This window comes from Methylocapsa acidiphila B2 (assembly GCF_000427445.1).
GTDB lineage: Bacteria > Pseudomonadota > Alphaproteobacteria > Rhizobiales > Beijerinckiaceae > Methylocapsa > Methylocapsa acidiphila.
This window is the reverse complement of the sequence record NZ_KE386496.1, coordinates 3,627,351-3,653,365: the sequence shown is the minus strand read 5'-3', so window position 1 is coordinate 3,653,365 and position 26,015 is coordinate 3,627,351. Positions and strand designations below refer to the sequence as shown.

The following is a 26,015-nucleotide window of genomic DNA, read 5'->3' as shown; positions in this document are numbered from 1 at the left end:
TTGCGCCCAATCATTGCTTCGCTCGGCGGCGTCGTCCCCCGGACTGGCGCCGACGACAAGCGAAAAAAGCAGGGCTGCTCGCGTTTCGGTTTACGGAAATTTTCATGATCAAGAGCATCGCCACCACGCCATTTCCGGATCAGCGGCCGGGCACTTCGGGACTGCGCAAGAAGGTCGCGGAGTTTCAAAGGCCGCGCTATGTCGAGAATTTCGTCCAATCGATCTTCGATATCCTCGACGTGTTTCACGGAGAAACGCTGGTTGTCGGCGGCGACGGGCGCTATTTCAACCGCGAGGCGATTCAGACGGTCGTGAAGATCGCGCTCGCGAACGGCTTCGGCCGAATCCTTGTCGGGCGAGGCGGCATATTGTCGACGCCCGCGGCCTCGAACCTCATCCGCAAGCACGGCGCCTTTGGCGGGGTCATCCTCAGCGCAAGCCACAATCCGGGCGGCCCACACGGCGATTTCGGGATCAAATACAATGTCTCGAACGGCGGCCCCGCGCCCGAGAAGGTGACCGAGGCGATCTTCGCCCGCACCAAGTCGATCTCGGAATATCGCATCATCGACGCGCCCGACATTGATCTCGATCGTCTTGGGCCCACGCTTCTCGGACCGGGCGAGGTCGTCGTCATCGATCCGGTCGAGGAATATGCGGAGCTGATGCAGAAGCTCTTTGATTTCGACAAGATCCGCGCCCTGTTCCAATCGGGCTTTCGCTTCCGCTTCGACGCCATGTCGGCCGTGACCGGCCCCTATGCGACGCGGATTTTCGAGGATCTGCTCGGCGCGCCGGCGGGAACCGTGCTCAATGGGACGCCGCTGCCCGATTTCGCCGGCCACCACCCCGATCCCAATCTCGTCCACGCCAAGCATCTGTTCGATCTCGCCATGAGCGTGGACGGACCGGATCTCTGCGCCGCCTCGGATGGCGACGGCGACCGCAATCTCATTATCGGCCGGGGGCTCTTCGTGACGCCCTCCGACAGTCTCGCGCTCCTCGCCGCCAACGCCTATCTCGCGCCGGGCTATGCGAAGGGAATCGTCGGGATCGCGCGCTCCATGCCGACGAGCCGCGCCGCCGACCAGGTCGCCGCCCGGCTGAAAATTCCGCTCTTCGAGACGCCGACCGGCTGGAAATTCTTCGGCAATCTGCTCGACGCTGGCAAGGCGACGATCTGCGGCGAGGAAAGCGCCGGCACCGGCTCGAACCATGTGCGCGAGAAGGACGGTCTTTGGGCCGTTCTCCTCTGGCTCAATATTCTCGCCGCGCGGCGCGAGAGCGTGAAGGACATCGTCGAGAAACATTGGGCCTATTACGGGCGAAACTATTATTCGCGCCATGACTATGAAGAAGTCGATTCCGATGGCGCGCATGCGCTGATCGAGGGGCTGCGCGCGGCCCTGCCCGACCTAAAGGGCAAGACTTTCGCCGGGCTGACCATCGCGGAAACCGACGACTTCGCCTATCACGATCCGGTCGACGGCTCGGATTCGAAACATCAGGGCATACGCATCCTTTTCGAGGACGGCGCGCGCATCGTCTACCGCCTCTCGGGGACAGGGACCTCCGGCGCGACCCTCAGAGTTTATATCGAGCGCTTCGAGCCCGATGAGGCGCGCCAGAATCTCGAGACGCAAGCTGCGCTCGCCGATCTCATCGGGATTTCGCGCGAACTCGCCCGCATCGGCCATTTCACCGGACGCGAAGCGCCGTCGGTCATCACCTGAACCGTCAAATCGCGCGCGGCCGGCGCAGATCGAGGGTCAAAGGGAACTCCGCCGAGCGCTCCTCGGGCGGCGCCTCGCAAGGGCCGGGCGTGTGGCCGAAGTCCTGGAAGCGCGCGAGGCGGCGCGCCTCCGCCTCATAGGAATTGACCGGAAACGTATCGTAATTGCGTCCGCCGGGATGCGCGACATGATAGACGCAGCCGCCGAGCGCTCGCCCGCTCCAGGTGTCGACGAGGTCGAAGGTCAAGGGCGCATGGGCGGGAATGGTCGGATGCAGCCCGTTAGCTGGCTGCCACGCCTTGAACCGCACGCCGGCGACAGCCTCGCCCGAGGCGCCGGTCGGCGTCATCGGCATGCGCCGGCCGTTGCAGGCGATGACGTGACGCCCTTCCACAAAGCCCGACGCCTTCACCTGTAGGCGCTCGACCGAGGAATCCACGAAGCGCACCGTGCCGCCGATCGCGCCTTGCTCACCGAGCACATGCCAAGGCTCGAGGGCTTGGCGCAGCTCCAGCCGCACGCCGCCATGCTCGACCACGCCATAGAGCGGGAAACGAAACTCGCGCTGCGCCTCGAACCAGACCGGATCAAAAGGGTAGCCGGCGCGGCCGAGATCCGCGAGAACGCCGAGGAAATCCTCCCAGATGAATTGCGGCAATAAAAAGCGATCATGGAGCGCCGTGCCCCAGCGGATCAGATTGCCTTGTTGAGGCTCGCGCCAGAACCAGGCGACGAGCGCCCGCAGCAGAAGCTGCTGCGCGAGGCTCATGCGCGCGTCCGGCGGCATTTCAAACGATCGGAATTCGAGAAGGCCGAGACGTCCGGTCGGGCCGTCCGGCGAAAAAAGCTTGTCGATGCAGATTTCGGAGCGATGCGTATTGCCGGTGACGTCGACCAGAAGGTTTCGCAGCAAGCGGTCGATCAGCCAATATGGCGCGGGCTCTCCGGGACCTGGAACATTGGCGAGCGCGATCTCGAGCTCGTAGAGTTGATCGTGCCGCGCTTCGTCGACGCGCGGCGCCTGGCTTGTCGGGCCAATGAAGAGGCCGGAAAAAAGATAAGATAAGGACGGCCGGCGCTGCCAATAGAGGATGAGGCTTTTCAGGAGATCCGGCCGCCTCAGGAAAGGCGAGTCGGCGGGCGTCGCGCCGCCGAGCACGACATGATTGCCGCCGCCGGTCCCGGTATGGCGTCCGTCCGTCATGAACTTGTCGGCGCCGAGACGCGTGTGGCGCGCATCCTCGTAAAGGCCGGTCGTCGTCTCCACCGCGGCCCGCCAGCTTTCCGCCGGATGGACATTGACCTCGATGACGCCGGGGTCGGGCGTGACCTTCACGACATTGATCCGCGGATCCTGCGGCGGCGGATAGCCTTCGATGTGAACTTGCGCGCCGGCGGCCTCCGCGCTCGCCTCGACCGCGGCGAGGAGTTCGAGATAATCCTCCAATGTCTCGACCGGCGGCATGAAGACGCAAAGGACGCCGTCGCGAGGCTCGACCGAAATCGCGGTGCGCACGGCGCCGGCGATCGCTTCTTGCTCGATGCGCTCCTGCCGCCCGGCCCCAGGCTCCTCCGCGACTCGCTCGAACGGCTGCGCGATCTCATGCGCCGGCGGCAGCGGCGCGCGTTCCGCGAAAGGATCTTGCGCCACGACATAGGGATAGGACGCCGGCGGCACCCAAGGCAGCGACGACAAAGGCAAGCGATAGCCGACCGGCGAATCCCCCGGCACGAGAAACAGCTTGCCGCGCCGCAGGCTCCATTTCTCGCTGAGCCAGCGCGATCGCGGAACGCCGTTCGCCTGCGCGTTCCAACGTTGAACGGGCAGGACGAAGCCGGACGGATGGGCGAGCCCCCGCGCGAAGGTGCGAATCATGCGGTTGCGCTCCTCCGGATCCTCTAGCTTCGGATCGAGCGCGTCCGTGTTCTCGGGCAGGTTGCCTTCCTTGATGAGCCAAGCCGCGGGATCTTCATAGGCCGGGTGCACATAGTCGGCCTCGATGCCGAGTCCTTCGGCGATGCCCACGGTCAGGCGTTCCGCCAGCGGACGCTGCGCTTCGTCGCGCGCCGCCGTTTCCTGTTCCGCCGCCCTGGTCTCTCCGACATCCGCGATAAGGCCGGGATTCTTCCAGATCGGCTCGCCATCCCTGCGCCAATAGACTGCAAACCCCCAGCGCGGCAGGCTTTCGCCCGGATACCATTTGCCCTGACCGTAATGGAGCATGCCGCCCGGCGCAAAACGCTTGCGCAAGCGGCGGATGAGCTTGTCGGCGAAGGCGCGCTTCGTCGGTCCGACGGCCGCCGTGTTCCATTCCGCCGATTCAAAATCGTCGATGGAGACGAAGGTGGGCTCGCCGCCCATGGTCAGGCGAACGTCCTGCGCTATGAGATCGGCGTCGACCCTTTCGCCCAGGGCGTCGAGCCTCTCCCAGGCTTCTTCGGAGAAAGGCAGCGTGATTCGCGGCGCCTCGGCGACGCGCATGACCTGCATGTCAAAATGAAAATCGACATTCGCCCGCTCGACGACGCCGGAAATCGGCGCGGCCGACTGATAATGCGGCGTCGCCGCCAAAGGGAGATGGCCTTCGCCGCAGAACATGCCGGAGGTCGCGTCCATGCCGATCCAGCCGGCGCCGGGCAAATAGACCTCCGCCCAGGCGTGAAGATCGGTGAAATCCTGCTGAGTCCCCTTCGGCCCTTCAAGCGGCTCGATGTCCGCGCGCAGCTGGATCAGATAGCCCGACACGAATCGGGCGGCGAGGCCGAGCCGCCGCAGGATCTGGACGAGCAGCCAGGCGGAATCGCGGCAGGACCCAGACCCGAGCTCCAGCGTCTCCTCAGGGAGCTGGACGCCCGGCTCCATCCGGATCACGTAACGAATAGCCTGCTGCAGCTTGGCGACGAGATCGACGAGAAATGAGACGCTATGGACCGGTTGCTTCGGCAAGGACTCAAGATAGGCTGCAAGGCGAGGACCGAGCGGCTCGAGTTCGAGATAGGGGGCGAGCGCGGCCTTAAGCGCAGGATCGTAGGCGAAGGGAAAGGATTCGGCATAGGGCTCGATGAAGAAATCGAACGGATTGACCACGGCCAGCGCGGCGGTCAAATCGACCTCGATCTTCAGCTCGGTCACTTTCTCGGGAAAGACGAAGCGCGCCTGCCAATTGCCGTGCGGGTCCTGCTGCCAATTCACGAAATGGTTTGCGGGCGTCACCTTGAGCGAATAGCCGAGGACCTTGGTTCGGCAATGCGGCGCCGGACGTAGGCGAATCGTTTGCGGCCCGAGCGAGATCGGCCGATCATATTTGTAATGCGTGACGTGGTGAATCGCGGCGGAAATGGTCATTGGAACCCTCGTCCGGCTTGGCGGTGCCGCTCGCCGACGCTTCATGAGGCCTCATAGGCAAGCCTCAGAAATCTGGCATCTGCAGGGAGCCGAGGCGGCCGGCCGACCTGATCCCGTCCGAATAGGCTCTGTTCGAGACCAAAATTCGTCGCGCTCGGCAAGCACAAATTCGAGGCGCCCCAGCTTCGACGAGCCACGGCACCCGACGGGCGAAGACGATCACAAGCATTCGGGCTTGAATCGTTTTTTCCCGACGGGACCCAAGGCCTCGGCTCCGATCGTCCTCTTGCATCCTGTGACGCCTAAGCTTGAGAGAGCCGCAAAGGCGGCGCTAGGAATTCGAGCCGTTGTTGACTAAGATCAATGACGGTTGGATTTCACCGACCCCCCCGCGCTGGAGGCTCCATTGGCTGATCAGCTTCACGAAAGCGAGCATGCGCGCTACGCGATCGAAGCAGCCGGGATCGGGACATGGGACTGGAATATAGAGGGCAACGCATTCAGCTGTTCGGACATCTGCGCCCAATTTTTCGACGTCGGCCCCGAAGCCGCCATGAGTTATCAGGCCTTTGATTCGCTGATCCACCCGGATGATCGCCAACGCGTCGGCTTGGCCTTCGCCGCCGCTATGGAGCATGGCGATTTCGACGTCGAGTACCGCATCGCTCTCGCCGACGGACGCGTGCGATGGCTGCATTCAAAAGGTCGCGCGTACCGCGATCCCGGCGCCTGCCCTAGGCGGATGAGCGGGGTCACGATCGACATCGACGACCGCAAGCGGATGGAAGACGAACTGCGGCGACGCAAGGAGCATCTCCGGCTCCTGCTCAACGCCGTGCCCGACGCCATGATCGTGATCGGCGAAGACAGCATCATGCAATCCTTCAACGCAGCGGCCGAGCGCCTGTTCGGCTATTCGGCCGATGAAGCGATCGGCCGCAATGTCAGCGTGCTCATGCCGGCGCCCGACCGAGAGCGCCACGACGGCTATGTCGGGCGCTACCTCGAGTCCGGCGAGAAGCGGATCATCGGCGTCGGAAGGGTAGTCACAGGCCTGCGCAAAGACGGGTCGACCTTTCCGATGCATCTCTCGATCGGTGAGGTCCGCGCGGGCGCGCGGCGCCACTTCACGGGCTTCATTCGCGATTTGACCGAACGTCAGGAAACTCAGGCCCAGCTTCAGGATCTGCAATCAAAGCTCGTTCATGTCTCGCGCTTGAGCGCGCTCGGCGAGATGGCCTCGAGCCTCGCGCATGAGCTGAATCAGCCTCTCGCCGCGATCAGCAACTACATCAAAGGCTGCCAGCGGCTCCTCCAGACCGATCGCGAGAGAAACGCGGAAGCCGTCCAGGACGCACTCGAAAAAGCGGCGGCTCAAGCCTTGCGCGCAGGCGAGATCATCCGCCGCATGCGCGACTTCGTCACAAGGAGAGAGACAAACAAAACGCGCCACAGAGTCGCGCGCCTGATCGAAGAGGCGAGCGCCCTGGCTCTCGTCGGCGCGCGAGAGCAAGGCGTCATGTTGCGTCTTCATATCGATCACGAGATCGAATTCGTTCTTGTTGACGGCGTGCAGATCCAGCAGGTTCTCGTCAATCTCTTCCGCAACGCGCTCGAAGCAATGGAATGCGCGCCACGCCGCGAGCTGATGGTGACAGCCACGCCTTTTCCGACGGACCTTGTCGAGATCATGGTCTCCGACACTGGTCACGGGGTCTCCTCCGACGTGTTGCCGAAGCTGTTCGAGCCCTTCGTGACGAGCAAGGAAACCGGCATGGGCGTCGGACTGTCGATCAGCAAGACCATCGTCGAGGCGCACGGCGGGCGCCTTTGGATGGAATCCAATCCTTCGGGAGGAACCGTATTTCGGTTCACGATCCCCAAGGCGCCGGAAGCGAAGGCCCATGCGCGCTAGCAACGGCTCATGCCACGTGGTGCATGTGATCGACGACGATCCGGCGTTGCGCGACTCGCTCGATTTCCTGCTTGGATCGGCGGGTTTCGCGGTGCGCCTGTTCGATTCAGCGGAGGCGTTTCTTCATGCGCTCCCCTCCATCGGCGGGGGATGCGTCATCACCGACGTCCGCATGCAGGGATTGGACGGGCTCGAGGTCGCCCGCCGCTTGGGCGCGGGGAAGCACGCCATCCCCGTGATCGTCATCACCGGGCACGGGGACGTGCCCCTCGCCGTCAAGGCGATGAAGCTCGGCGCGACCGATTTCATCGAAAAGCCCTTCGACGGCGATGTGCTCATCGCGGCCGTGCGCGCCGCAATCGAAAAAGACGGCCAGACCCACGCGGCGGACGCCATGACCGAGGAAATGAGCGCGCGACTCGCGACATTGAGTCACCGCGAAACCGAAGTCTTGAGCGGGCTCATGTATGGCAAGACTAATAAGGAGATCGCGCGCGAGCATGGTCTGAGCGCGCGCACGGTCGAAGTCTACAGGGCCAAGCTGATGGCCAAGATGAAAGCCGATAGCGTTTCCGAACTGGTGCGTTTCGCGATCAAGGCAGGCTTCGCCGCCCTCGAACCCGAGCCCCCCGAGCGCCTCTGAAGAGGGCGCGTCAGGTGCCTTCCAGGCGTCAGGTTTCGCGCGATGCAGCGCTCCATGCCCTCAGGAGGCCTGCTCCGCGCCCCATTTCAACAGATGCTTTTCGATCTCATAGACCGGCAGATGGATCAAATCCCGGTCCAGTTCAGCGCGAACCGCAGACCTCACTGCAGGCGAGCTACTTTTCCGAATAAGGCCAAGAGCATGCGCCGGCGCCACGATGAACAGGCCTTTGGTTTGGCCGCTCGACACGAGCTCATGTAGGCGTTGCGCCAAGGCGTTGATGAAATTCTTGTCCGCCTCCTCGTGTCGATCCGACGGCTCGACCGCGCTGCGGAAGCTCGCCGCCGATTGCTGCACCCTGCCCGGCTTATCGGCATTCAACACGCGATTGGGCTCCTCCTCATGCTCGCGGACCTCCCGCGTCTTCAGATTGGGAAACATCTCGTCTCCCTCATTCTCGAGCAGCAGCGCCTTGCGCGCGTCCGAAACGATGATCCAGTCGCCAGCATGCATTTTCACTTTGGACATCGGACTCTCCGAATGACTTCGGTCAACGCATGCGCCGGCCGAGGACCGGCGCGCGCGTTCCTGTCTGTTCTTATCCTGCTTTTTTGATCTCGATCTTCTTAGTCACTTTAGGCGCCGGCTTGGGCGCCTTGACCGTGAGAACGACTTTCGCGAAATTGGCCTCGATCGAATTCGGGTCGATTCCCGACAGCAGTTGAATCGCGCGCAGGGACGCGCCATAGCTGCGCTCCGAGACCCGGCGGTTCTCGTCCTTCTCCTCTTTTTCCGATTTCTTCTCGCCCTTGCCAGTCAGAACGTCGTCGGTGAAATCGATTTGGACATCCTTCTCCTCGAGGCCAGGACTCGGGATCAGAGATTTGAACGGCATGATCGAGACTCCCAATAGGCGGGACGGCAAGCGGCGCCCGGAACGAAAGGAGCATCAAGCCAGGCCCGCCGCCTTGATTTCAATCAACCTCCCCCAATCGGGCGTCATTCGCGCTTTGGCGCGACTGCAAATCCGACCAGCGTTTGATCAAGGTCAAGGCCGCGCTGGCGTCCACGCCTCACAATGGCTAATCACCGCAGGCAGCGCCTTCGTGACGCGGCCGTCGCCATTCAATGTGAGTTCTCGATGTTCAGATTCAACCGCTACGCCCCCGTCCTGTCGCTTGGCGCAACTTGCCTCTTGCTCGGCGCTCTCGCAGCCAATGCGCAAGAGGGGAACCCCGCGCTCGGCCAAAGGCTTGCGCAAGAATGGTGCGCGAAATGCCACGCCATCGGACTTTACGGAGATAGTTCCTTGAAGGAAGCGCCGCCCTTTCGCGAGCTGCATAAGCGCTACAATGTAGAGGATCTCGCGGAATCTTTCGCCGAGGGCATCATGGTCGGGCACCCGACAATGCCTCAATTTCGCTTCGACCCTGATCAGATTCAAAATCTGATTTCTTACCTCAAGACGTTGGAGCGTTGAGCTCACAGCGCTCTTTTCACCGCGTTGCGAGACGCCGCTTGAGGCGTCTCGCAACAATTTCGTCAGCCGAGCGTTAGCCGATCCTCCACCGATTTCACTCCCGGCGCCGACCAGGCAGCCCTCTCGGCGAGGCCGCGCTCATACCACGCCTTGACCTTGCCTTCGAGAATGACCTTATTGTCCTCGACCGACACGTGAATGGAATCGGCTTCGATCTCGGCATTGCGCTTCAAAGCCTCGATGATTTTCTTCCTGACGTCCGGCGCGTCAATATGCGGCTTGATCTCGATGAGATTGGTGACCCCGAGTATGCCGCTCAGCTTGTGAATGGCTGACTCCGCGGCGATGCGTTGAAACTGCCATTCGACGGACCCGCTGAGCGTGACCCATCCCCGCTGCACCTTCACATGGATGGACTCTTTCGGAACCTGCGCGCTCCAACTCAAGATGTTGACCGCGCGCTGCGCGATCTCGTCGTCCGAACGCTTCGGTTGGTCGCCGTAACGCACCTCGATCTCCTCGGCGATCGCTTTCACGCCTTTGACCCTCTCGACCGCATGCTCCGCCGCGAGCTTCTCGACATAGCTGCCCACATGGCCGGTCAGCGTGACGACGCCCTTTTCCACAGCCACGCCTATATTGGCCGCATGAACGCTCGGCTCGAAATCGAGCTCGTCAATGATGAATTGGCGCAATATCTTGTCGTCCATGCCGAACCTCCTGAAGCTTCGCACTACAGCGTCCGAGCGCCGCAGCCATGGCGGCGACGATGGCCGAAAACCGCGCGACGACGTTTGATTTGGGTCAAGCAGAGCGGTCTCGCGCCATGAAGCGACCGCAGGATCACGCGTTCGCGGGCGGCCTAATTAGTCTCGGCCGAAATCCGCCGAAAGCGCAGCAAAGCAAGGCCGAGGAAGAGCCCTCCGATGAGAGCGACGATGAGGAATTCGGGCCAAACGAGGTCGAGTCCCGCGCCCCGGTAGAGGATCGCCTGCGCGAAGGACACGAAATGCGTCGAGGGCGACGCTTGCATCACGATCTGGAGCGCCCGCGGCATGCTTTCGATCGGCGTGTTGCTGCCCGACAAGACATTCATCGGCACGGACACAAGCAGGTAGAGAAGGCCGAGTTGAGGCATGGTGCGCGCCACCGACGCGAGGAATATGCCGACGGCCGAGGCGAAGAAGAGATAGATCACCACCCCGACAAGAAAAAGCGGCACGGAGCCCGCCACCGGAATCCCGAGAAGGCCGCGCACGATCACGCTCAAGGAAAGCCCGACCGCGATGGTGATCACGAAAGCGTTGGCCCAGATTTTCGACATCGCGATTTCAAACGGCGTCACCGGCATCACGAGCAGATGATCCATGGTCCCATGCTCGCGCTCGCGAATAACCGCCGCGCCGGACAAAATAATCGCCAACATCGTCACATTATTGATGATGCCCATCACGCTTGTGAACCATGACGTCGTGGCGTTCGGGTTGAAAGCGATGCGAATGTCGAGGCTCACGCGTTGCGGCTGCGATCTTTCGGAGCGGGCCAGGAAATTAGCGATTTGAGTCGTGAGAATCTGCTGGATGTAGCTTGCGCCGATTCCGGCCTGAACCACGGCCGTCGCGTCGACATTGACCTGCAGCGCCGGTTGCCGGCCAGCAAGGACGTCGCGCTCGAAATGCAGGGGGACGTCCAGGATAAATGTGTAGGTTCCATTATCCATCAGGCGACTGACGTCCTGCAAGGCGATCGCTTTTGGCGGCCTGAAATAGGGCGGCAAGCGGAACCCTTCGACGATAAGATGAGAGAGCGGCGAATTGTCCTCGTCGATTATCGCGATGGAAGCGTTGTTGAGTTCCTGCGACTTGCTCTGCGCCATCGAATAGACTGCGAATGAAAAGGCCCAGATGACCAATCCGACAAGGACATAGTCGTGCGCGAAGCTGCGGATTTCCTTGGTTCCGAGCCAGAATATATTGGCCAGAGACGGCATTGGCTCCAACTCTATCTAAGCGGAATTGCGGGAGTGCGGGCGCTATTTCTCCTGGTCCCGCAAGAGAAGAAAGCTTAGCAGAATAAGGACCACGGCGAAGATCGCGAGAGAGCGGAAATTTCCGGCGAGATCCGCGAAGCCGAGCCCCTTGGTGAAGACGCCGACGCTGATTGGCAGGAAATAGGTCATCGGGAACATGCGCCCCATGACAGCCGCCGCGCCGGCCAATGAGGACACCGGCGTCAACATGCCTGAGAATTGAAAGGCCGGCAGATAGGAGAGGATGGCGGTTCCAAACAGCGCGGCGATCTGCGAGCTGGCGAAGGACGAGATCAACATGCCGTAGCCCGTCGTGGCCGCGACGTAAAGCAGAGCCCCGACGACGAGCGCGAACAGGCTCCCCTTGAGCGGCACGGCGAAGACGAGAGTGGCCATCAGCAGGAGGACAGCGAAATTGGCCATGCCGATGGCGATATAGGGAAGCTGCTTGCCGAGCAGAAACTCGATCCGCGTCACCGGCGTGACATAGAGATTGGTGATTGATCCGAGCTCCTTCTCACGCACGATCGCGAGCGCCATCAAAATGGCGGGGATGAGAATGAGCAGAAACGCCAGGGTCGAGGGCGCCATCGTGTAGATGCTATAAAAGTCCTGATTGTAGACCCATCTCGTCTCGATCGTCGCTGGCTCGGCCTGGCTCGCCGACGATCCCTCCCTTGTCGCGAGATCGACGAGATATTGTTGGTGCATCGCCTGTAGATAGCCGCGAATGGTTTCGGCGCGGAAGGGCATGGCGCCGTCGATCCAGGCGCCGACCGATATGGGGACGCCTTTTCTAACATCGCGCCCGAAGCTCGGCGGAATCTCGATTCCGAGCTTGATGTCACCGCTTTTCAGTCGCTGCTCTAGGCCCGAATAGTCCGAAAGCGGCGGCCTTTCAATGAAATAGCGCGAGCCGCGCAGCTCCTCGAGATAGGCGCGGCTCTCGGGCGTATTGTCATGATCGAGGACAGCGAAGGTGAGGCTATCCACGTCGGTCGAAATGCCGGCCGCCATCACCCCCATGAGAAAAGCCGTCCCGAGCAACGCGAACCCCAAGCGAATCGGATCACGCATGAGCTCGAGGGTCTCGCGGATCGTATAGGCGAACATGCGCCGCGGGCTGAACCACCTGTTCAGCTTGGCCCCCGGGGCGACGGCGGGTCGATCCGCCCTATCCCGAGCAGCCGCGGCCATGGTCTCCCGCCCGTCATCGCCGCCGCGGGCTTCGATCGATTCCTCCAGATAGGAGATGAAGGCGTCCTCGAGCGTCGCCGCGCGCCGCGCCTCGACCAGGGCGGACGGCGCGCCCGTCGCGAGAACGCGGCCGGCGTCCATGAGGGCGATCCGGTCGCATCGCGCGGCCTCATTCATGAAATGGGTCGAGATGAAGATCGTGACGCCGTGATTGCGCGACAGATCGATGAGGAGCCGCCAAAAGCCATCTCGCGCTATTGGGTCAACGCCAGAGGTCGGCTCGTCGAGGATGAGCATTTCCGGTTCGTGAACGATCGCGACGGCGAGCGACAGGCGCTGGCGTATGCCGAGCGGCAGGCTCGACGCGGTTTGGTCGAGATAGGCGGCGAGCCTGAACTGACGGATGAGCGCGGCGATCCGCGCCTTCGCCCGCGCTGGAGCCAAGTGAAACAGGCGCGCGTGGAAGTCGAGATTCTGTCTAACGGTCAGTTCCGTGTAGAGCGAGAAGGATTGCGACATATAGCCCACGCGGGCGCGGGCGCTCATGCCTTCCGCTTCGATCGCATTGCCGAACAGAAGGGCCTGGCCGGAGGTCGCTGGCAGAAGGCCGGTGAGCATTTTCATCGTCGTGGTCTTGCCGCACCCGTTCGAGCCCAAGAAGCCGAAGATCTCGCCGCGCTCGATCGAGAAATTCACATTGTCGACGGCGGTGAAGGCGCCGAAGCGGCGGGTCAGGTTCCGCGCGACGATGACAGGTCCATCCTTCGATGGCGGTCGGGGCGGAATGACGAGGCTCCCGCCGCCGCTTCGGCGCTCGGCGGGCAGCAAGGCGATGAACGCCTCCTCCAGGCTCGACGCGCCGGTCTTCGTCTTGAGTTCGAGCGGAGTCCCTCTCGATATGATTTTGCCGCCGTCCATAGCGACGAGCCAATCGAAGCGCTCTGCCTCCTCCATATAGGCGGTGGCGACGATGACGCTCATGTCGGCGCGCCGCTCGCGGATCCGCTCGATCAGTTCCCAGAATTGGCGCCGCGACAAGGGATCGACGCCGGTCGTCGGCTCGTCGAGGACGAGAAGGGTCGGATCATGGACGAGGGCGCAACAGAGCCCGAGCTTCTGCCGCATGCCGCCAGACAGATTCCGGGCGGCCCGATCCTTAAACGGCGCGAGCCCGGTGCTTTTAGTCAGCTCGTCGATGCGCCAGTCGCGCTCCGCTTTCCCCTGCCCGAACAAGCGGCCGAAAAAGGCGATATTCTCGCTGACGCTCAGGTCAGGATAAAGGTTCTTCCCCAAGCCCTGCGGCATATAGGCGATGCGCGAGCAGACTGCCGTCCTGTGGCGCGCCTCGCTCATATCGCCGCCGAGGACCCATACATCGCCCGTCTGAATCCGCCGGCCGCCCGCGAGCAAGCTCAGGAGCGAGGATTTTCCGACGCCGTCCGGCCCGATCAAGGCGATCTTACGGCCAGCCGGCACGTCGAGCGAGACCTTATCGAGGGCGAATTTATCGCCATAACGTAGGCTGACTTTTTCCAGCCGCGCGACGTTTTGCTCGTCAGGAGTCACTGGCCGGCCGGCTCCGCAGCCAATCTGGCCATTCGACTTTCTGATCGACGCGAATATAGGCGTTCCCAGGCAGGCCGGTTCGGAGGGACTCGGCGTATTTCGTCAGAATGTCGGGATCAATCCGCACCTTGACCCGAAACATGAGCTTGTCGCGCTCGCTTTTGGTCTCGACGGCCTTTGGCGTGAACTGGGCCTGGGTCGCGAGAAATGTGACTTTGGCTCGGATCGGATGCTCGGGATAAGCATCGAGCACGATCCGCGCGTCGGCGCCGATCTTGACCCGGCCGGCGTCGAGCGTCGGCAGATAGATCGCCATGTAGACATCGCCGATATCGAGCATGGTGAAGACCTTGCCGCCAGCGGCGAGCACCTCGCCCGGTTCGGCGATTCGATATTGCACACGTCCCGCGCGAGGGGCGACGAGCGTGTTGTCGGCGATATTGACCTTGACGAGTTCGACGTCGTGCTGAGCCGCTTCCAGCGCGTGAGAGGCCTGGATGGCGCGGGCTCTGGCAGCGATCAAGCCTTGACTAGTTCCGTTGAAGGCCTGCAAACGCTGATCATAGAGTTCTCGCGTGGCGTAGCCCCTTTTTAGCAAGGCGCTCGTCCGATCGAGTTCCTGCTGAGCCAATTTCAGCTGGCTCTCCAATTGCGCCACATTGGCCTGGGCCTCCATGAGCAAATGCTCGTTTTGCCTCACCAGGGCGTCGTCTTTCTTGAGCGTCGCTTCGAAATCCTGCGTGTCCATGCGGGCGATGATCTGCCCGGCCTTCACCATGTCGCCCTCCTCGACATAGAGCTGAGCGACGCGGCCTGCGAATTTAGTGTCGATGTCGATTTCCTCGGCATCGATCCGGCCATTGCCAAAAACGATGCCGGCGGGAAGGGGCGGCGCGCGAAAATGCCGCCAATAAAAAAAGCCGCCCGCCGCTCCAGCCCCTATGAGGACGACCAGAATTGCGCGACGGAGCCAGGAGCGGCCCGTCGGCTCGGCAGGGAGCGCCGGCGCGTCGATAATCGCCGGCAACTTCCCGGCCGACGGCGGAGAAGCTGATGGAAGGGCCCCCGTCTCCAGCGCGTCGCCGCGCTGGGCTTTGGCCTCGATGGACAGCGGCGTTTCGATCTCGGCAGGGGGAAGGCTGCTCACGCTCGGCACGTCCTGGAGTGATGCCCGCGCCACCTCAAATACAGGTCGGCGACGGCTAGGAGCAATCCGCCGCACATGGCGCGATGACACGCCCGCAAAAATATGCGCCGCTGCCGTCCTTTTCAATGAAAATACCCGTTACGCGCCCATTTCCTCCAATGCGGCGCGATTGCGCAAGACGACATGACGAGCCCCGTCGAGCTCAACCACGCCGGCGCTTTGCAGCTCGGAAAAGCTCCGCGACACGGTCTCCAAGGTCAGGCCGAGATAATCGGCGATGTCGCGGCGCAGCATCGGCAGCTCGATCCGGCCAGCCTGCCCGCTGCGCGCATCCATTTCGAGCAAAAAGGCCGCCAGCCGCTCGATGGCCGTCTTGCGGCCGAGCAGGAGCATGTGCTCTTCCGCATGCTGCAGATGATTGGCTGTGGTCAGCCAAAGCTCGCGCGCGGCGGCGAGATTTTGCGCGACCACCGATTCGACCTGTCGCCGCTTGAAGACCAGAACCTTGCTGTCGGCGACCGCCTCCGCGGTCAAATGCCGTCGGCCGCCGAGGTCGAGCCCGAAAAGATCCCCGGCGAGATGAAACCCGCCGATTTGCCGGCGCCCGTCCCGCAGCAGCTTATAGGTGCGCACGGCGCCATGGGCGACCTTGTAAACGAATTCGGCGTCCTCGCCCTCGCCATAAATTTCTTCATCCCTGGCATAGTTCAAGCTCATGCCCGAGAGTTCGGCCGCGCAGTTGAAGAAGCCGACATCGTAGTTCGCGAAATGCGTCTGGCGCTGCAAGGAATGCGGTGAACTCGTTGTAACCGGCTGCATAAGCATGTGAGCGCTCCTTGATGACGCCGAAAGTTAACTTGAACTTTATGGGCGAAACATTCGGGTCGATGCCTTAGGAACTTTCCCATAGGTAGAACACCGGAGGTCCGAAATCGATCCGCGCCGGAACCTTTGGCCGCAGGCGCTGCCCCCGTCGATTTCGACAAAATTCCGGCGCCGTTCTTGAATGCAAGGCTTTCACGGCGACGAACAGGGCCGCGCGAGCCGAACTTCAGGCGTTCGAAGCAGGCGGCGCTCGGGAACCAGTCAGCCGCGCTGGAAATATTTTTTTGAGCTTTCGAGGAACGAGATCAATGTCGGAAGGCGTCTTTATCGTCCTATTGGATCCGGTCCCGAAAAAGGAAGCGGCCTTCCATGAATGGTTCGCTGAATTCTTCGACCATGTTCTCGGTCTGCCGGGGATGCGCTCCGGCCAAAAATTCACGTTCGGCCCGAACCAGATCGACGTTCGACCCCTGCAGCAATTTCTGGCGGTCTTCGAGCTCGACGAGGTTGAGTCCGTCCGAAATGGCGCCGCCGAAAAATATGGCGTGAAGACCAGCAAGGAGATCCTGCGTCTGCCCGATTGCGTCGATCAGACGACCATCATGCCGACCTTTTTCGACGCGGTCTCCCCGATTCAAAGCGCGCCCGAAGCGCCCGAGACGCCTTTGGAGCAGCAGAACCTTCTCATTTCGCTGATCAGCGTCGGTCTCGACAAGCAGGCCTCGTTCGCCGAAGCCTATGTCGGCGAGCGCCTTGGCGACATGCTGAGCATCCCCGCGCAGATTTCCGGCCGGCTCCTGCAGGTCAGCAAGCACCAGATCCAAAATCCGATCTATCCCTTTGTCGCGATCTATCGCAACAATGACAGCCAGCAAATCCTCTCGGCTTGGCCCGCCCCCGGAACCAATTGGCGCTCGATCGCCGCCGCGCGGGCGCGCGACCCGTCGATCCGAGCCGACGGACGCCTCGCCAGCATGAAGACGCGCGATTTCCTTTTCGAGCCCTATGTCGCGCCGGAGGCAGCGAAGCCCGCCGCTTAAAAAATGTCCCGAAAGCTGGGGGCCTTTTTCACCATTGAGACGCCGGAAATATCCGATGTCTCAAAAGAACGTGCTTCAATTTATTGATCTGGCGCGAAGCGTCGCGCCGACGCCTCGCCGAGCGGCGCCTTTCTTGAATGCTTTGCTGCGCGTCGGGACCGCTGTCGGACGGACCAAACCGATGCCGAGCGTGGCGGATTGCCAACCCTATCCGGCGGCTCGAAGCGAAACAGAGGCGAACAATGAGTGATAAAGACGCCATCATGAAGGGCCTGATCGAAGGGCTCGTCGCCAAGGCGAAAAACGCCCATCGCGACACCAAGATCACGACGATCGCCGGCTCGACGCATATCATCTCGGGACATAGCGTGCAGGATCAGGAAATCGCCATCGGCGACGTCTCCGTGTCCTGGACCGACGGCAGCCGCACCTATCTCATCCCCTATTCGTCCATAGACCATATTTTGATGGTTTAGGACCGAGGTCAGGCTCGGCGTGGATTGACTTCCGAGGTCTGCGCCAATTCGCTCCGGACCATAATCGCTTTCCAATCGTCTTAAGCGGAGTCCATGTCAGGCTCGCCCCGACGGACGGGGACAAAGAGCCGACGGGCGTTTACAATGACCGCAACGGGACGCCCGCGCTTGATCTGGGACGCGAGCGCCGCCCGATGGTGCCGCACGCGATGGCGCAACTTCAAATTAGTCCGAGCGCGGAGCACCCGCTTCGGGGGAACGGGAACATGGCTGAAATCGACCAGCTGAACGTCTTTGTCGAAGGCGGCGAGGAATATGAGTTGCGATCAAACGAGGACAACTCCGCCTATACGCTCCATTTCAAATCCGAAAATCAGATCGTCTCGCTTCAGGGCGAGGATCTCGCGTCCTTCCTCAAGGAATATAATCTGATCAAGGTGCAATATCCGCAATATGGCGCGGACCAGAGACTGGCGCAGATTTGGGACCAGGGCGGCTACAGCTGGCTCGCCGCCGGTCAGGAAGGCGAGGAATAGCGCCGCGCTCCACGGCCCTAGCGACGAGATTTCAGGGCCGCCGCGGCCCGGTGGGCGATCTCTTCGCGCTGCTTTTGAAAAGCCGCAAGATCCGCGCGAAGGCTCGCGACAAGCGCCGGGTCTGAACTCTCGGCGGAGCCGCCTTCAAAGGGCGGCTTTGGATCATATTCCACTGCAAGTTGCGCGCGCCGCGCCCGATCCGCGCCAAAAACGGCGGCGCAGAGGGTCAAGGCGAAGTCGATCCCCGAGGTCACGCCGGCGCCCGTCACGCGGTTGCGGTCGATGACGACTCGATCCACGACGGTTTCGACCCCAAAATATGCGAGCTGATTGATCGAGGCCCAGTGGCAGGTCGCCCGGTAGCCGGTCAGAAGTCCTGCCGCCGCGAGAACCAGCGAGCCGGTGCAGACCGAGGTCACATAGGCCGCGCGCGCGCCCTGGCCGCGCAGGAAATCGAGGACCTCGTCATCTTCCATGAGCGCAGCCTGGCCAGGTCCACCAGGCACGAAGAGAACATCCGCCTGCGGGCAATCCGCGAGGCGCGCCGTCGGCAGCAGGCGCAATCCGCCGGGGTCGCTCGCGACCGGCTCGAGATCCTTCCAGACGAGATGGACTGTCAATTCCTCGAAATGCGCGAAAATCTCGAAGGGTCCGGTGAGGTCGAGCTGGGTGAGCCGAGGGTAGAGAAGCATGACGATATTCATCCGGGCCTCTCCCCTCGCATTGGAATGTGACGCCGTCTTGAGACGCTCAGGCTCTAGCCATTGGGCAAATTGAGCCTGATGTGCAATTCGCGCAATTGCTTGGCGGTGACCGTCGAAGGCGCGCCCATGAGGAGATCCTCAGCGCGCTGATTCATTGGGAACAAGACGATTTCGCGCAAGTTTTCCTCGCCTGCGAGTAACATGACGATGCGGTCGACGCCAGGCGCGATCCCGCCATGCGGCGGCGCGCCATATTGGAAGGCGCGATACATGCCGCCGAATTTCTCCTCGAGCACACTCTCGTCATAGCCGGCGAGGGCGAAAGCTTTGCGCATAATGTCGGGGCGATGGTTGCGGATCGCGCCGGAGGACAGCTCGATTCCATTGCACACGATGTCATATTGGAAGGCCTTGATCCCAAGAACGGTTTTCTCGTCCGCCGCATCCAGGCCGACGAAAGTTTCATGCTCGAAATTCGGCATGGAGAAAGGATTGTGCGAGAAATCGATCTTCTTCTCGTCTTCATTCCATTCATACATCGGGAAATCGACGATCCAGCAGAATTCAAACACGTCGCCGCTTGAGAGGTTGAGCTCCTTACCGATCTTGAGCCGCGCCGCCCCGGCAAACTTATAAATGTCCTTGGGCTTGCCGAGCACGAAAAAGACCGCGTCGCCCGCCATAAGCCCATCAGGCCGCAGACGCCGATAGGGCTCCGCCACTTCGAGCGGAAATCGTTCGTCGTCCAGCGTTTCGGGCGCCGGCAGTTGGACCCATTCACCGGATCTTCCGCTCAGCCCTCGGCGAATATGTTCGCCGCGCTCCAGGCCGATATTCTTGGCGACTGGCCCGGCGCCCGCCTCCTCCCCTTCCCGCCAAAAAATATAGGCGAGTCCTGGCTGCCCTTCGCTCTTCGCCCAGCTGTCCATGCGGTCGCAGAATGTACGCTGGCCGCCGCCCGGCGCGGGGATGGCCCACACCGCCGCCTCGGGATCGGCGGCGAGGCGCTTCGCAAAAACGCCGAAGCCCGAGTCCCTGAAGGCGTTGGTGACGTCGTGAATGAGGAGCGGATTGCGCAGGTCCGGCTTGTCCGTTCCGAAAGCGCGAATCGCGGCGCTGTAGGAGATCAAGGGAAATTTCGGCGTCACGGGACGACCGCCGCCGAATTCCTCGAAAATCCCACGCAGGACAGGCTCGACCTCCGCGAAGACATCCTCTTGCGTCACAAAGCTCATCTCGACGTCGAGTTGGTAGAACTCGCCGGGGCTGCGGTCGGCGCGCGCGTCCTCGTCGCGAAAGCAAGGCGCGATCTGGAAATAGCGGTCGAAGCCCGCGACCATGATCAATTGCTTGAATTGCTGCGGCGCCTGCGGCAGCGCGTAGAATTTGCCGGGATGCAACCGCGAGGGCACGAGAAAGTCCCGCGCGCCTTCAGGGCTGGAGGCGGTCAGGATAGGCGTCTGAAACTCGAAAAAGCCGCGCTCCTTCATGCGGGCGCGCAGCGAGTCGATGATCTGACCGCGCAGCATGATGTTCTTGTGGAGCTTGTCGCGGCGCAGATCGAGAAAGCGATAACGCAACCGCATGTCCTCGGGATAATTATGCTCGCCGAAGACCGGAAGCGGCAATTCGGCGGCGGGACCCAGCACTTCGATCTCGGTCACGTAAACCTCGACGAAGCCGGTCGGCATTTCCGGATTCTCGGTGCCGTCGGGGCGCTTGCGCACGAGCCCGTCGATGCGCACCACCCATTCCGAGCGCAGCTTCTCCGCCAGCGCGAAAGCCTTCGAGTCGGGGTCGACAACGCATTGCGTAACGCCATAATGGTCACGCAAGTCGATGAACAGCACGCCGCCGTGGTCGCGGATTCGGTGGCACCAGCCAGAGAGGCGGGTCGTTTCGCCGGCCAGCGCTTCGCGCAGGTCGCCGCAGCTATGAGAACGGTAGCGATGCATGATTTCGGTCACAGGCAAGAGGATCGCGGACAGGGCCGCCGGGCGCGTTTCGTGATGAGGGCGGAGAACGGCATGGGCGCGGACTTCTGTCAAGGCGCGAGGGTCCCCCGATGGCGCGAACCTATAGCCGCGCGTCGGGCTTTGCTTTATTGAGCGAATATGAGCCTGATCGCGACCACGCAACATCTGGCGGACGCCTGTCGCCGCTTTGCAAAGCACTCCTTCGTAACGGTCGATACGGAGTTCTTGCGGGAAACCACATTTTGGCCGCGCCTCTGCGTCGTTCAGATCGCCTCGCCCGAGGAAGCCGTCGCGGTCGACGCTTTGGCTGATGGATTGGACCTCTCGCCTTTTTTCGAGCTGATGGCCGATCAGTCGCTCACCAAGGTGTTTCATGCCGCGAGGCAGGATATCGAGATCATCTGGAATCTCGCCAAGCTCATCCCCGCGCCTCTGTTCGACACCCAGGTCGCGGCCATGGTCTGCGGCTTCGGCGATCAGGTCTCCTACGGCGATCTGGTCCAGACCGTAACGAAAGTCGTGCTCGATAAGTCTTCGCGCTTCACCGATTGGTCGCGCCGGCCTCTTTTGCCCGCCCAGGTCGATTACGCCATCGCCGACGTGACCTATCTCCGCGATATTTACGCCTTCCTCCGGCAGAAACTGGAGCAGAGCGAGAGACTCGCCTGGCTGAGCGACGAAATGGCGCTTCTGACCTCGCCCTCCACCTATTCCCAGCATCCGGAAAACGCCTGGGAGCGTTTTCGCAACCGGGTCCGCAAGCCGCGCGATCTCGCCGTGCTGATGGAGGTCGCGGCTTGGCGCGAGGCCGAGGCCCAGGCGCGCGACGTGCCGCGCTCCCGCGTCCTCAAGGACGACGTCCTGATCGAGCTCGCGCTCGCGGCGCCGCGGACGGCCGATGCGCTCGGCAATCTGCGGGCCTTTCCGCGCGGCATGGAGCGCTCGCGCGCCGGCGTCGAAATCCTCGCCTCGATCGAGCGCGGCCTTGCGCGCGACGCGAAAACCCTGCCCAAGCTCGAGCGCGAGCGTCGCGGGGGCGGCAATGGCGCGACGGTCGAGCTTTTGAAGGTCCTGCTGCGGCATGTCAGCGAAAGCCACGGCGTGGCCGCCAAGATGGTCGCCACCGTCGATGATCTTGAGGCGATCGCCGCCGATGACAAAGCCGACGTTCCAGCTCTCCGCGGCTGGCGGCGCGAGCTATTCGGCGCCAAGGCGCTCGAGTTGAAGCAGGGCCGCCTCGCCCTAACCGTGGAGCATGGCAAGGTCGTCACGCTCGAATGGCAGGAGGCGGCGGCGGAGGAGTCGTGACGCGCAGCGGCTGCGCGGATTTCGAGTCCCGCGTCACCCCGCGACGGTGATCGCCGGCTCTCGCCCGATGAGCCTCGCCAGCTGCTTCAAGCGATTATGGACCCGCTCGCTCGCCAGATCCGCGAGATCGCTCGGCAAGGTCAAAACTACCCTAGATTTCACGCAAGCGACCGGGGTTCGCGCCAGAACGTCCGGCATGGCGCCAGACAAAAGATAGGCGAGCCGCATCGCCGCGGCGAGGATGCGCGCCTTGTCGAGGGAGCGCGAGGAAACGAGCGCGCGAATCTGCGGGCTCACGTCGGCGTCGAGGCCGAGATAGCGGTAGGACATGGCCAGGACGAGAAATGACCGCCCGGGATGGTCGACCCCCATGAATGCCGTGTTCTCGATCAGATTCAGGCTTTCCTCGCTGCGATAGTCCGGATGAGCGCGCCAATTAACGTCGGCGAGAAGGCAAGCGGCATGGCGGAGGCGCTTTTCCTCGGCGGTTTCTTCGAGATGGGTGGAGCGCATGAAGAGGTCGGTCCAGGCGCAAAGATCCTCTGCATGGGCCGGCGCTCGCGAGAAAAGCTGATTGAACTCCGCCGCCGCGATGAGCAGAGGGTCCTGCTGCCGTTCCGAAGCGTGCAGCATTTCGTAAAGGAGGCCCTCGCGGACGCCGGTCGTCGAGATCATCACATCCTTGGGCTGCGCCCGGCGAATGATTTCCTCGAGCACGACGGCGCCATAGGCGAGGAGCGGACGCCGCGCCGCGCTGACGGACTCGATCGAGATCAGGGTTTCCGTGTTCACCCTTTCGACGAGGCCGGCGAAATCGGCGGCGTCCTGCGCCGGAATCACATAACCGTGCATCACGCTCAACGGATAATGACGCTGGCTCATGTGGAGCTTGGCCAAGGCGCGCCAGGTGCCGCCGACGGCGTAGAAGGTGCGCCCGGCAACCCGATCGAGAATGCGTGATTTCGCGAGCGCGTCGCGCACGATCTTGACCGCAGCGCGCGGCGACTGCCCGGATGCGTCCATCAAGGTGAGCCCGCCGAGCGGCAGGGTCGCGCCCTTGCCGAGCGTCGCGCCCTTGACGTCGATAAGCTCGAGCGAGCCGCCGCCGAGATCGCCGACGACGCCATCAGGCCTCGAGATCCCGGCGATGACGCCATGCGCCGAGAGTTCGGCCTCGCGATCGCCGGACAGAAGCGCGATCTGCGCGCCGATGGCTTCCGAGGCGGCGGAGAGAAACTCAACCCCGTTCAAGGCGTCGCGCGCCGCGGCCGTCGCGATCACATGCAGATCGCCGACGGCCATGATGTCGCAGAGAACGCGGAAACGGCGCAGCGCGGCCAGCGCCTTGTCCACTCCCGCTTTCGGCAAGCGCCCCGTCGTCGCCACGCCATTGCCGAGCGCGCAAAGGGATTTCTCGTTGAAGATAGGCCGCGGCGAGCGCGTGCGGCTCTCATAGGCCACGAGGCGCACCGAGTTTGACCCGATGTCGACGATCGCGACAGGATGTTTCGCCCGCACGTCCACGGCTTGTTGTGGATTGAAATTCAACATGATCGAATCAACGGGTTTCCAACCGCTTGAAGAGGGTCTTGGGGCTCGAATGCTTGAGAGATTTGCCGCGCCCGGAAAGGCTCGGATTGGTCATGAAATAGGAATGGGCGTTAAACGGCTCCTCGCCCGGCGCCGCCTGTATGCGCGCGCTCGATCCGTCAGGCAAGACCCGGTAGCTCTGCTGATTGTCGATCAGATTGGCGATCATGATCTGATCGAGCACCTGCTCGTGAACGGTCGGATTGAGGATAGGCAAGAGCGCCTCGACCCGGCGATCGAGATTGCGCGGCATCAGATCGGCGGATGAAATATAGACATGCGCTTTCGGATGCGGCAGCTCGTGACCGCCGCCGAAGCAAAAGACGCGGGCATGCTCAAGAAAACGGCCGATGATGGATTTGACCCGAATGTTTTCGGAAAGGCCCGGAAGACCCGGCCGCAGGCAACAAATGCCGCGAATGACGAGGTCGATGACCACGCCAGCCTGGCTCGCCTCATAGAAAGCGTCGATGATCTCCGGATCGACCAGGGCGTTGCATTTCGCCCAGATCGACCCCGGCTTTCCCGCCTTCACATAGGCGATCTCCTGCGCCACATGGTCGAGCAGGCGCGTCTTCAGCGAGATCGGCGACACCGCCATGCGCTCGAGGCTCGCGGGCTTCGCATAGCCGGTGATGAAGTTGAAGATGCGCGAAACGTCGCGGCCAATCGCCGCATCGGCGGTGAAGAAGGAAATGTCTGTGTAGATTTTCGCGGTCACCGGATGATAGTTTCCGGTGCCGACATGGCAGTAGGTGACCAAGGCGCCGCCTTCCTTGCGCACCACCATGGATAATTTGGCGTGGGTCTTTAGTTCAAGGAAACCGAAGACCACCTGCACGCCAGCGCGCTCGAGATCTCGGGCCCAGCGTATGTTGGCGGCCTCGTCGAACCGCGCCTTCAACTCCACGAGGGCGGTCACCGATTTGCCGGCCTCCGCCGCATCGATGAGGGCGCGAACGATCGGGCTGTTGGACGAGGTGCGGTAGAGAGTCTGCTTGATCGCCACCACATTCGGATCGGTCGCCGCCTGATTCAGGAACTGCACGACGACGTCGAAAGACTCGTAAGGGTGATGGACGACGAGGTCCTTCTGCTTGACGGTCAGAAAGCAATCCCCGCCATTGTCGCGAAGCCGCTCGGGAAAGCGCGGATTATAAGGCTTGAACTTGAGATCCGGCCGATCGAGGTTCACGAGCTCAGACAATTCGTTCAAGGCCAGCATTCCGTCGAGGATGAAGATCTCCTCCTCAACCACGGCGAGCTCTTCGGCGACGAAAGCGCGCAGTTCTTCCGGCATAAGGCTGTCGAACTCGAGCCTGATGACCGATCCAAGACGCCGACGCTTCAGGGCGGTCTCAAACAGGAGAACGAGATCCTCCGCCTCCTCCTCCACCTCGAGATCGCTGTCGCGGATAATTCTGAACAGGCCAAGCCCGCGGACGCGATAGCCCGGAAAAAGGCTCTGCGTGAACATGCCGATCATCGTCTCCAGCGCGACGAAGCGCTGGCGCCTGTCTCCAGCGCTCTCGGGCAGCCTGACGAACCGCTCGATTTTGGCTGGCAAACGGATCAGCGCCTTGGACGTTTTATTGCCGCCGGGCTCGATCAGTTCGAGCGCGATGGTGAAGCCGAAATTTGGGATGAAGGGGAAGGGATGCGCCGGATCGATCGCAAGCGGCGTCAACACCGGAAAGACATGCGTGATGAAATATTGCTCGAGCCAATCCGCCTCGGACTTGGAAAGATCGGGCGCATCGACGATGGCGATGCCCACGCCGTCGAGATCCTGGCGCAGCTCACGCCACCGGCGCTGTTGCTCGACCGCTAGGAGGCTCACCCGCTCGCGGATCTTTGCGAGCTGCTCGGCCGGCGTCAGCCCGTCTTCCGATGGACTCGTGACTCCGGCGCGGAGCTGGCCACGCAGACCGGCGACGCGCACCATGAAAAACTCGTCGAGATTGTCGGCCGAAATCGACAAGAAGCGCAATTGCTCAAGAAGCGGATGATTGCGGTTCGAGGCCTCCTGCATGACTCGCCAATTGAATTCGAGCCAAGACAACTCTCTATTGATGAAGCGACGCGGCGAATGGGCCAACTCACCGACATCCTTGCGCAAGCCGACCAACGACGGGGCGCCGTTAATTGCGGGCTCGGGCGCGCGAGGGACCTCGATCGCCGCGCTCGGCGCGCCTTTTTCGCGCGCCTCGGCGGATGCAGCGGACTCTAAACCCTCGTCTGGCTTGGCCGTGCGCCGCGTCCTGCTCGCGCGCGGCGAGCCGATAGGCTTTTGTCCCTGAGCCGGTGGACGCAATATGGCCTCCTCATTGGAAACGAGCCGGAATGTCATTGTTTTTCATGACGTAAACATGAATTGCGAAATCTGGCGCCGCTGCGGCGTCGAACCTTAGGCCGCAAATATGCCGCGCCCGCTTTGGCGCGCAGGGCTTTTGCTCTGCAAGACGCGCCAGCCGCACGCCGCTCGCGCGACCGACCTTCGCGCA

At 62.3% G+C, this 26,015-nt stretch carries 20 protein-coding genes; 8 read left to right on the top strand and 12 right to left on the bottom strand.

What is annotated here, in order from left to right:
* Positions 1 to 104 precede the first annotated feature (104 nt).
* Positions 105 to 1,733: an alpha-D-glucose phosphate-specific phosphoglucomutase gene (locus tag METAC_RS0120115; protein ID WP_026608400.1), complete on the top strand. Its 1,629-nt coding sequence runs from the start codon at positions 105 to 107 to the stop codon at positions 1,731 to 1,733.
* Between the two features lie 4 nt (positions 1,734 to 1,737).
* On the opposite strand, the gene METAC_RS0120110 is transcribed toward METAC_RS0120115, so the two are convergent.
* Positions 1,738 to 5,079: a transglutaminase family protein gene (locus tag METAC_RS0120110; RefSeq protein ID WP_026608399.1), complete on the bottom strand. Its 3,342-nt coding sequence runs from the start codon at positions 5,077 to 5,079 to the stop codon at positions 1,738 to 1,740.
* A 406-nt stretch (positions 5,080 to 5,485) separates the two neighbouring features.
* On the opposite strand from METAC_RS0120110, the gene METAC_RS0120105 reads away from it, so the two are divergent.
* The gene (locus tag METAC_RS0120105) at positions 5,486 to 6,994 is read left to right on the top strand and encodes a sensor histidine kinase (RefSeq protein WP_026608398.1); all 1,509 of its coding nucleotides are present in this window, start codon (positions 5,486 to 5,488) and stop codon (positions 6,992 to 6,994) included.
* A complete protein-coding gene (gene fixJ, locus METAC_RS0120100) occupies positions 6,984 to 7,637 on the top strand; it encodes a response regulator FixJ (RefSeq protein ID WP_026608397.1) in 654 nt (217 codons plus the stop codon). The genes METAC_RS0120105 and fixJ overlap by 11 nt, the downstream gene beginning before the upstream one ends.
* A 60-nt stretch (positions 7,638 to 7,697) precedes the next feature.
* Here fixJ and METAC_RS0120095 read toward each other — a convergent pair whose 3' ends face one another.
* A complete protein-coding gene (locus tag METAC_RS0120095) occupies positions 7,698 to 8,165 on the bottom strand; it encodes a host attachment protein (protein ID WP_026608396.1) in 468 nt (155 codons plus the stop codon).
* 70 nt (positions 8,166 to 8,235) lie between these two features.
* Complete coding sequence (locus METAC_RS24690) at positions 8,236 to 8,532, bottom strand: Hsp20/alpha crystallin family protein (RefSeq protein ID WP_156898290.1); 297 nt, start codon at positions 8,530 to 8,532, stop codon at positions 8,236 to 8,238.
* A gap of 246 nt (positions 8,533 to 8,778) precedes the next feature.
* Here METAC_RS24690 and METAC_RS0120080 point away from each other — a divergent pair, with 246 nt between their 5' ends.
* Positions 8,779 to 9,117, top strand: a complete 339-nt coding sequence (locus METAC_RS0120080; RefSeq protein WP_036255747.1) for a c-type cytochrome — start codon at positions 8,779 to 8,781, stop codon at positions 9,115 to 9,117.
* A 62-nt stretch (positions 9,118 to 9,179) separates the two neighbouring features.
* Here METAC_RS0120080 and METAC_RS0120075 read toward each other — a convergent pair whose 3' ends face one another.
* From METAC_RS0120075 to METAC_RS0120050, 5 genes are all read right to left on the bottom strand, one after another.
* Complete coding sequence (locus METAC_RS0120075; protein WP_026608394.1) at positions 9,180 to 9,827, bottom strand: BON domain-containing protein; 648 nt, start codon at positions 9,825 to 9,827, stop codon at positions 9,180 to 9,182.
* 152 nt (positions 9,828 to 9,979) lie between these two features.
* Positions 9,980 to 11,107 carry an ABC transporter permease gene (locus METAC_RS0120065; RefSeq protein ID WP_026608393.1) on the bottom strand — a complete coding sequence of 376 codons (1,128 nt, stop codon included), beginning with the start codon at positions 11,105 to 11,107 and terminating at the stop codon, positions 9,980 to 9,982.
* Between the two features lie 42 nt (positions 11,108 to 11,149).
* Positions 11,150 to 13,909, bottom strand: a complete 2,760-nt coding sequence (gene rbbA, locus METAC_RS0120060; protein ID WP_036255745.1) for a ribosome-associated ATPase/putative transporter RbbA — start codon at positions 13,907 to 13,909, stop codon at positions 11,150 to 11,152.
* Entirely contained in the window at positions 13,899 to 15,056 is a 1,158-nt protein-coding gene (locus METAC_RS0120055; RefSeq protein ID WP_245257530.1) for an HlyD family secretion protein, read from the bottom strand. The genes rbbA and METAC_RS0120055 overlap by 11 nt, the downstream gene beginning before the upstream one ends.
* 138 nt (positions 15,057 to 15,194) lie before the next feature.
* On the bottom strand, positions 15,195 to 15,881 hold the full coding sequence (locus METAC_RS0120050) for a helix-turn-helix domain-containing protein (protein WP_026608390.1): 687 nt from the start codon (positions 15,879 to 15,881) through the stop codon (positions 15,195 to 15,197).
* Positions 15,882 to 16,189: 308 nt separating this feature from the next.
* On the opposite strand from METAC_RS0120050, the gene METAC_RS24685 reads away from it, so the two are divergent.
* From METAC_RS24685 to METAC_RS0120025, 3 genes are all read left to right on the top strand, one after another.
* A complete protein-coding gene (locus METAC_RS24685; protein WP_036255743.1) occupies positions 16,190 to 16,921 on the top strand; it encodes a hypothetical protein in 732 nt (243 codons plus the stop codon).
* Positions 16,922 to 17,163: 242 nt separating this feature from the next.
* On the top strand, positions 17,164 to 17,397 hold the full coding sequence (locus METAC_RS0120030) for a hypothetical protein (protein ID WP_026608388.1): 234 nt from the start codon (positions 17,164 to 17,166) through the stop codon (positions 17,395 to 17,397).
* Positions 17,398 to 17,663: 266 nt separating this feature from the next.
* A complete protein-coding gene (locus METAC_RS0120025; protein WP_026608387.1) occupies positions 17,664 to 17,933 on the top strand; it encodes a hypothetical protein in 270 nt (89 codons plus the stop codon).
* Positions 17,934 to 17,950: 17 nt separating this feature from the next.
* On the opposite strand, the gene METAC_RS0120020 is transcribed toward METAC_RS0120025, so the two are convergent.
* Positions 17,951 to 18,637 carry a DJ-1/PfpI family protein gene (locus METAC_RS0120020; protein WP_026608386.1) on the bottom strand — a complete coding sequence of 229 codons (687 nt, stop codon included), beginning with the start codon at positions 18,635 to 18,637 and terminating at the stop codon, positions 17,951 to 17,953.
* A 53-nt stretch (positions 18,638 to 18,690) separates the two neighbouring features.
* Positions 18,691 to 20,592: an aspartate--tRNA ligase gene (aspS, locus tag METAC_RS0120015; protein ID WP_026608385.1), complete on the bottom strand. Its 1,902-nt coding sequence runs from the start codon at positions 20,590 to 20,592 to the stop codon at positions 18,691 to 18,693.
* A gap of 159 nt (positions 20,593 to 20,751) precedes the next feature.
* On the opposite strand from aspS, the gene rnd reads away from it, so the two are divergent.
* Positions 20,752 to 21,921 carry a ribonuclease D gene (gene rnd, locus METAC_RS0120010; protein WP_026608384.1) on the top strand — a complete coding sequence of 390 codons (1,170 nt, stop codon included), beginning with the start codon at positions 20,752 to 20,754 and terminating at the stop codon, positions 21,919 to 21,921.
* A gap of 33 nt (positions 21,922 to 21,954) precedes the next feature.
* On the opposite strand, the gene METAC_RS0120005 is transcribed toward rnd, so the two are convergent.
* Together METAC_RS0120005 and METAC_RS24680 are read right to left on the bottom strand one after the other, a co-directional pair.
* On the bottom strand, positions 21,955 to 23,472 hold the full coding sequence (locus METAC_RS0120005) for a Ppx/GppA family phosphatase (protein ID WP_051335720.1): 1,518 nt from the start codon (positions 23,470 to 23,472) through the stop codon (positions 21,955 to 21,957).
* Between the two features lie 7 nt (positions 23,473 to 23,479).
* Positions 23,480 to 25,657, bottom strand: coding sequence for an RNA degradosome polyphosphate kinase (locus METAC_RS24680; protein ID WP_051335890.1), 2,178 nt, complete (start codon positions 25,655 to 25,657; stop codon positions 23,480 to 23,482).
* Positions 25,658 to 26,015: the final 358 nt, after the last annotated feature.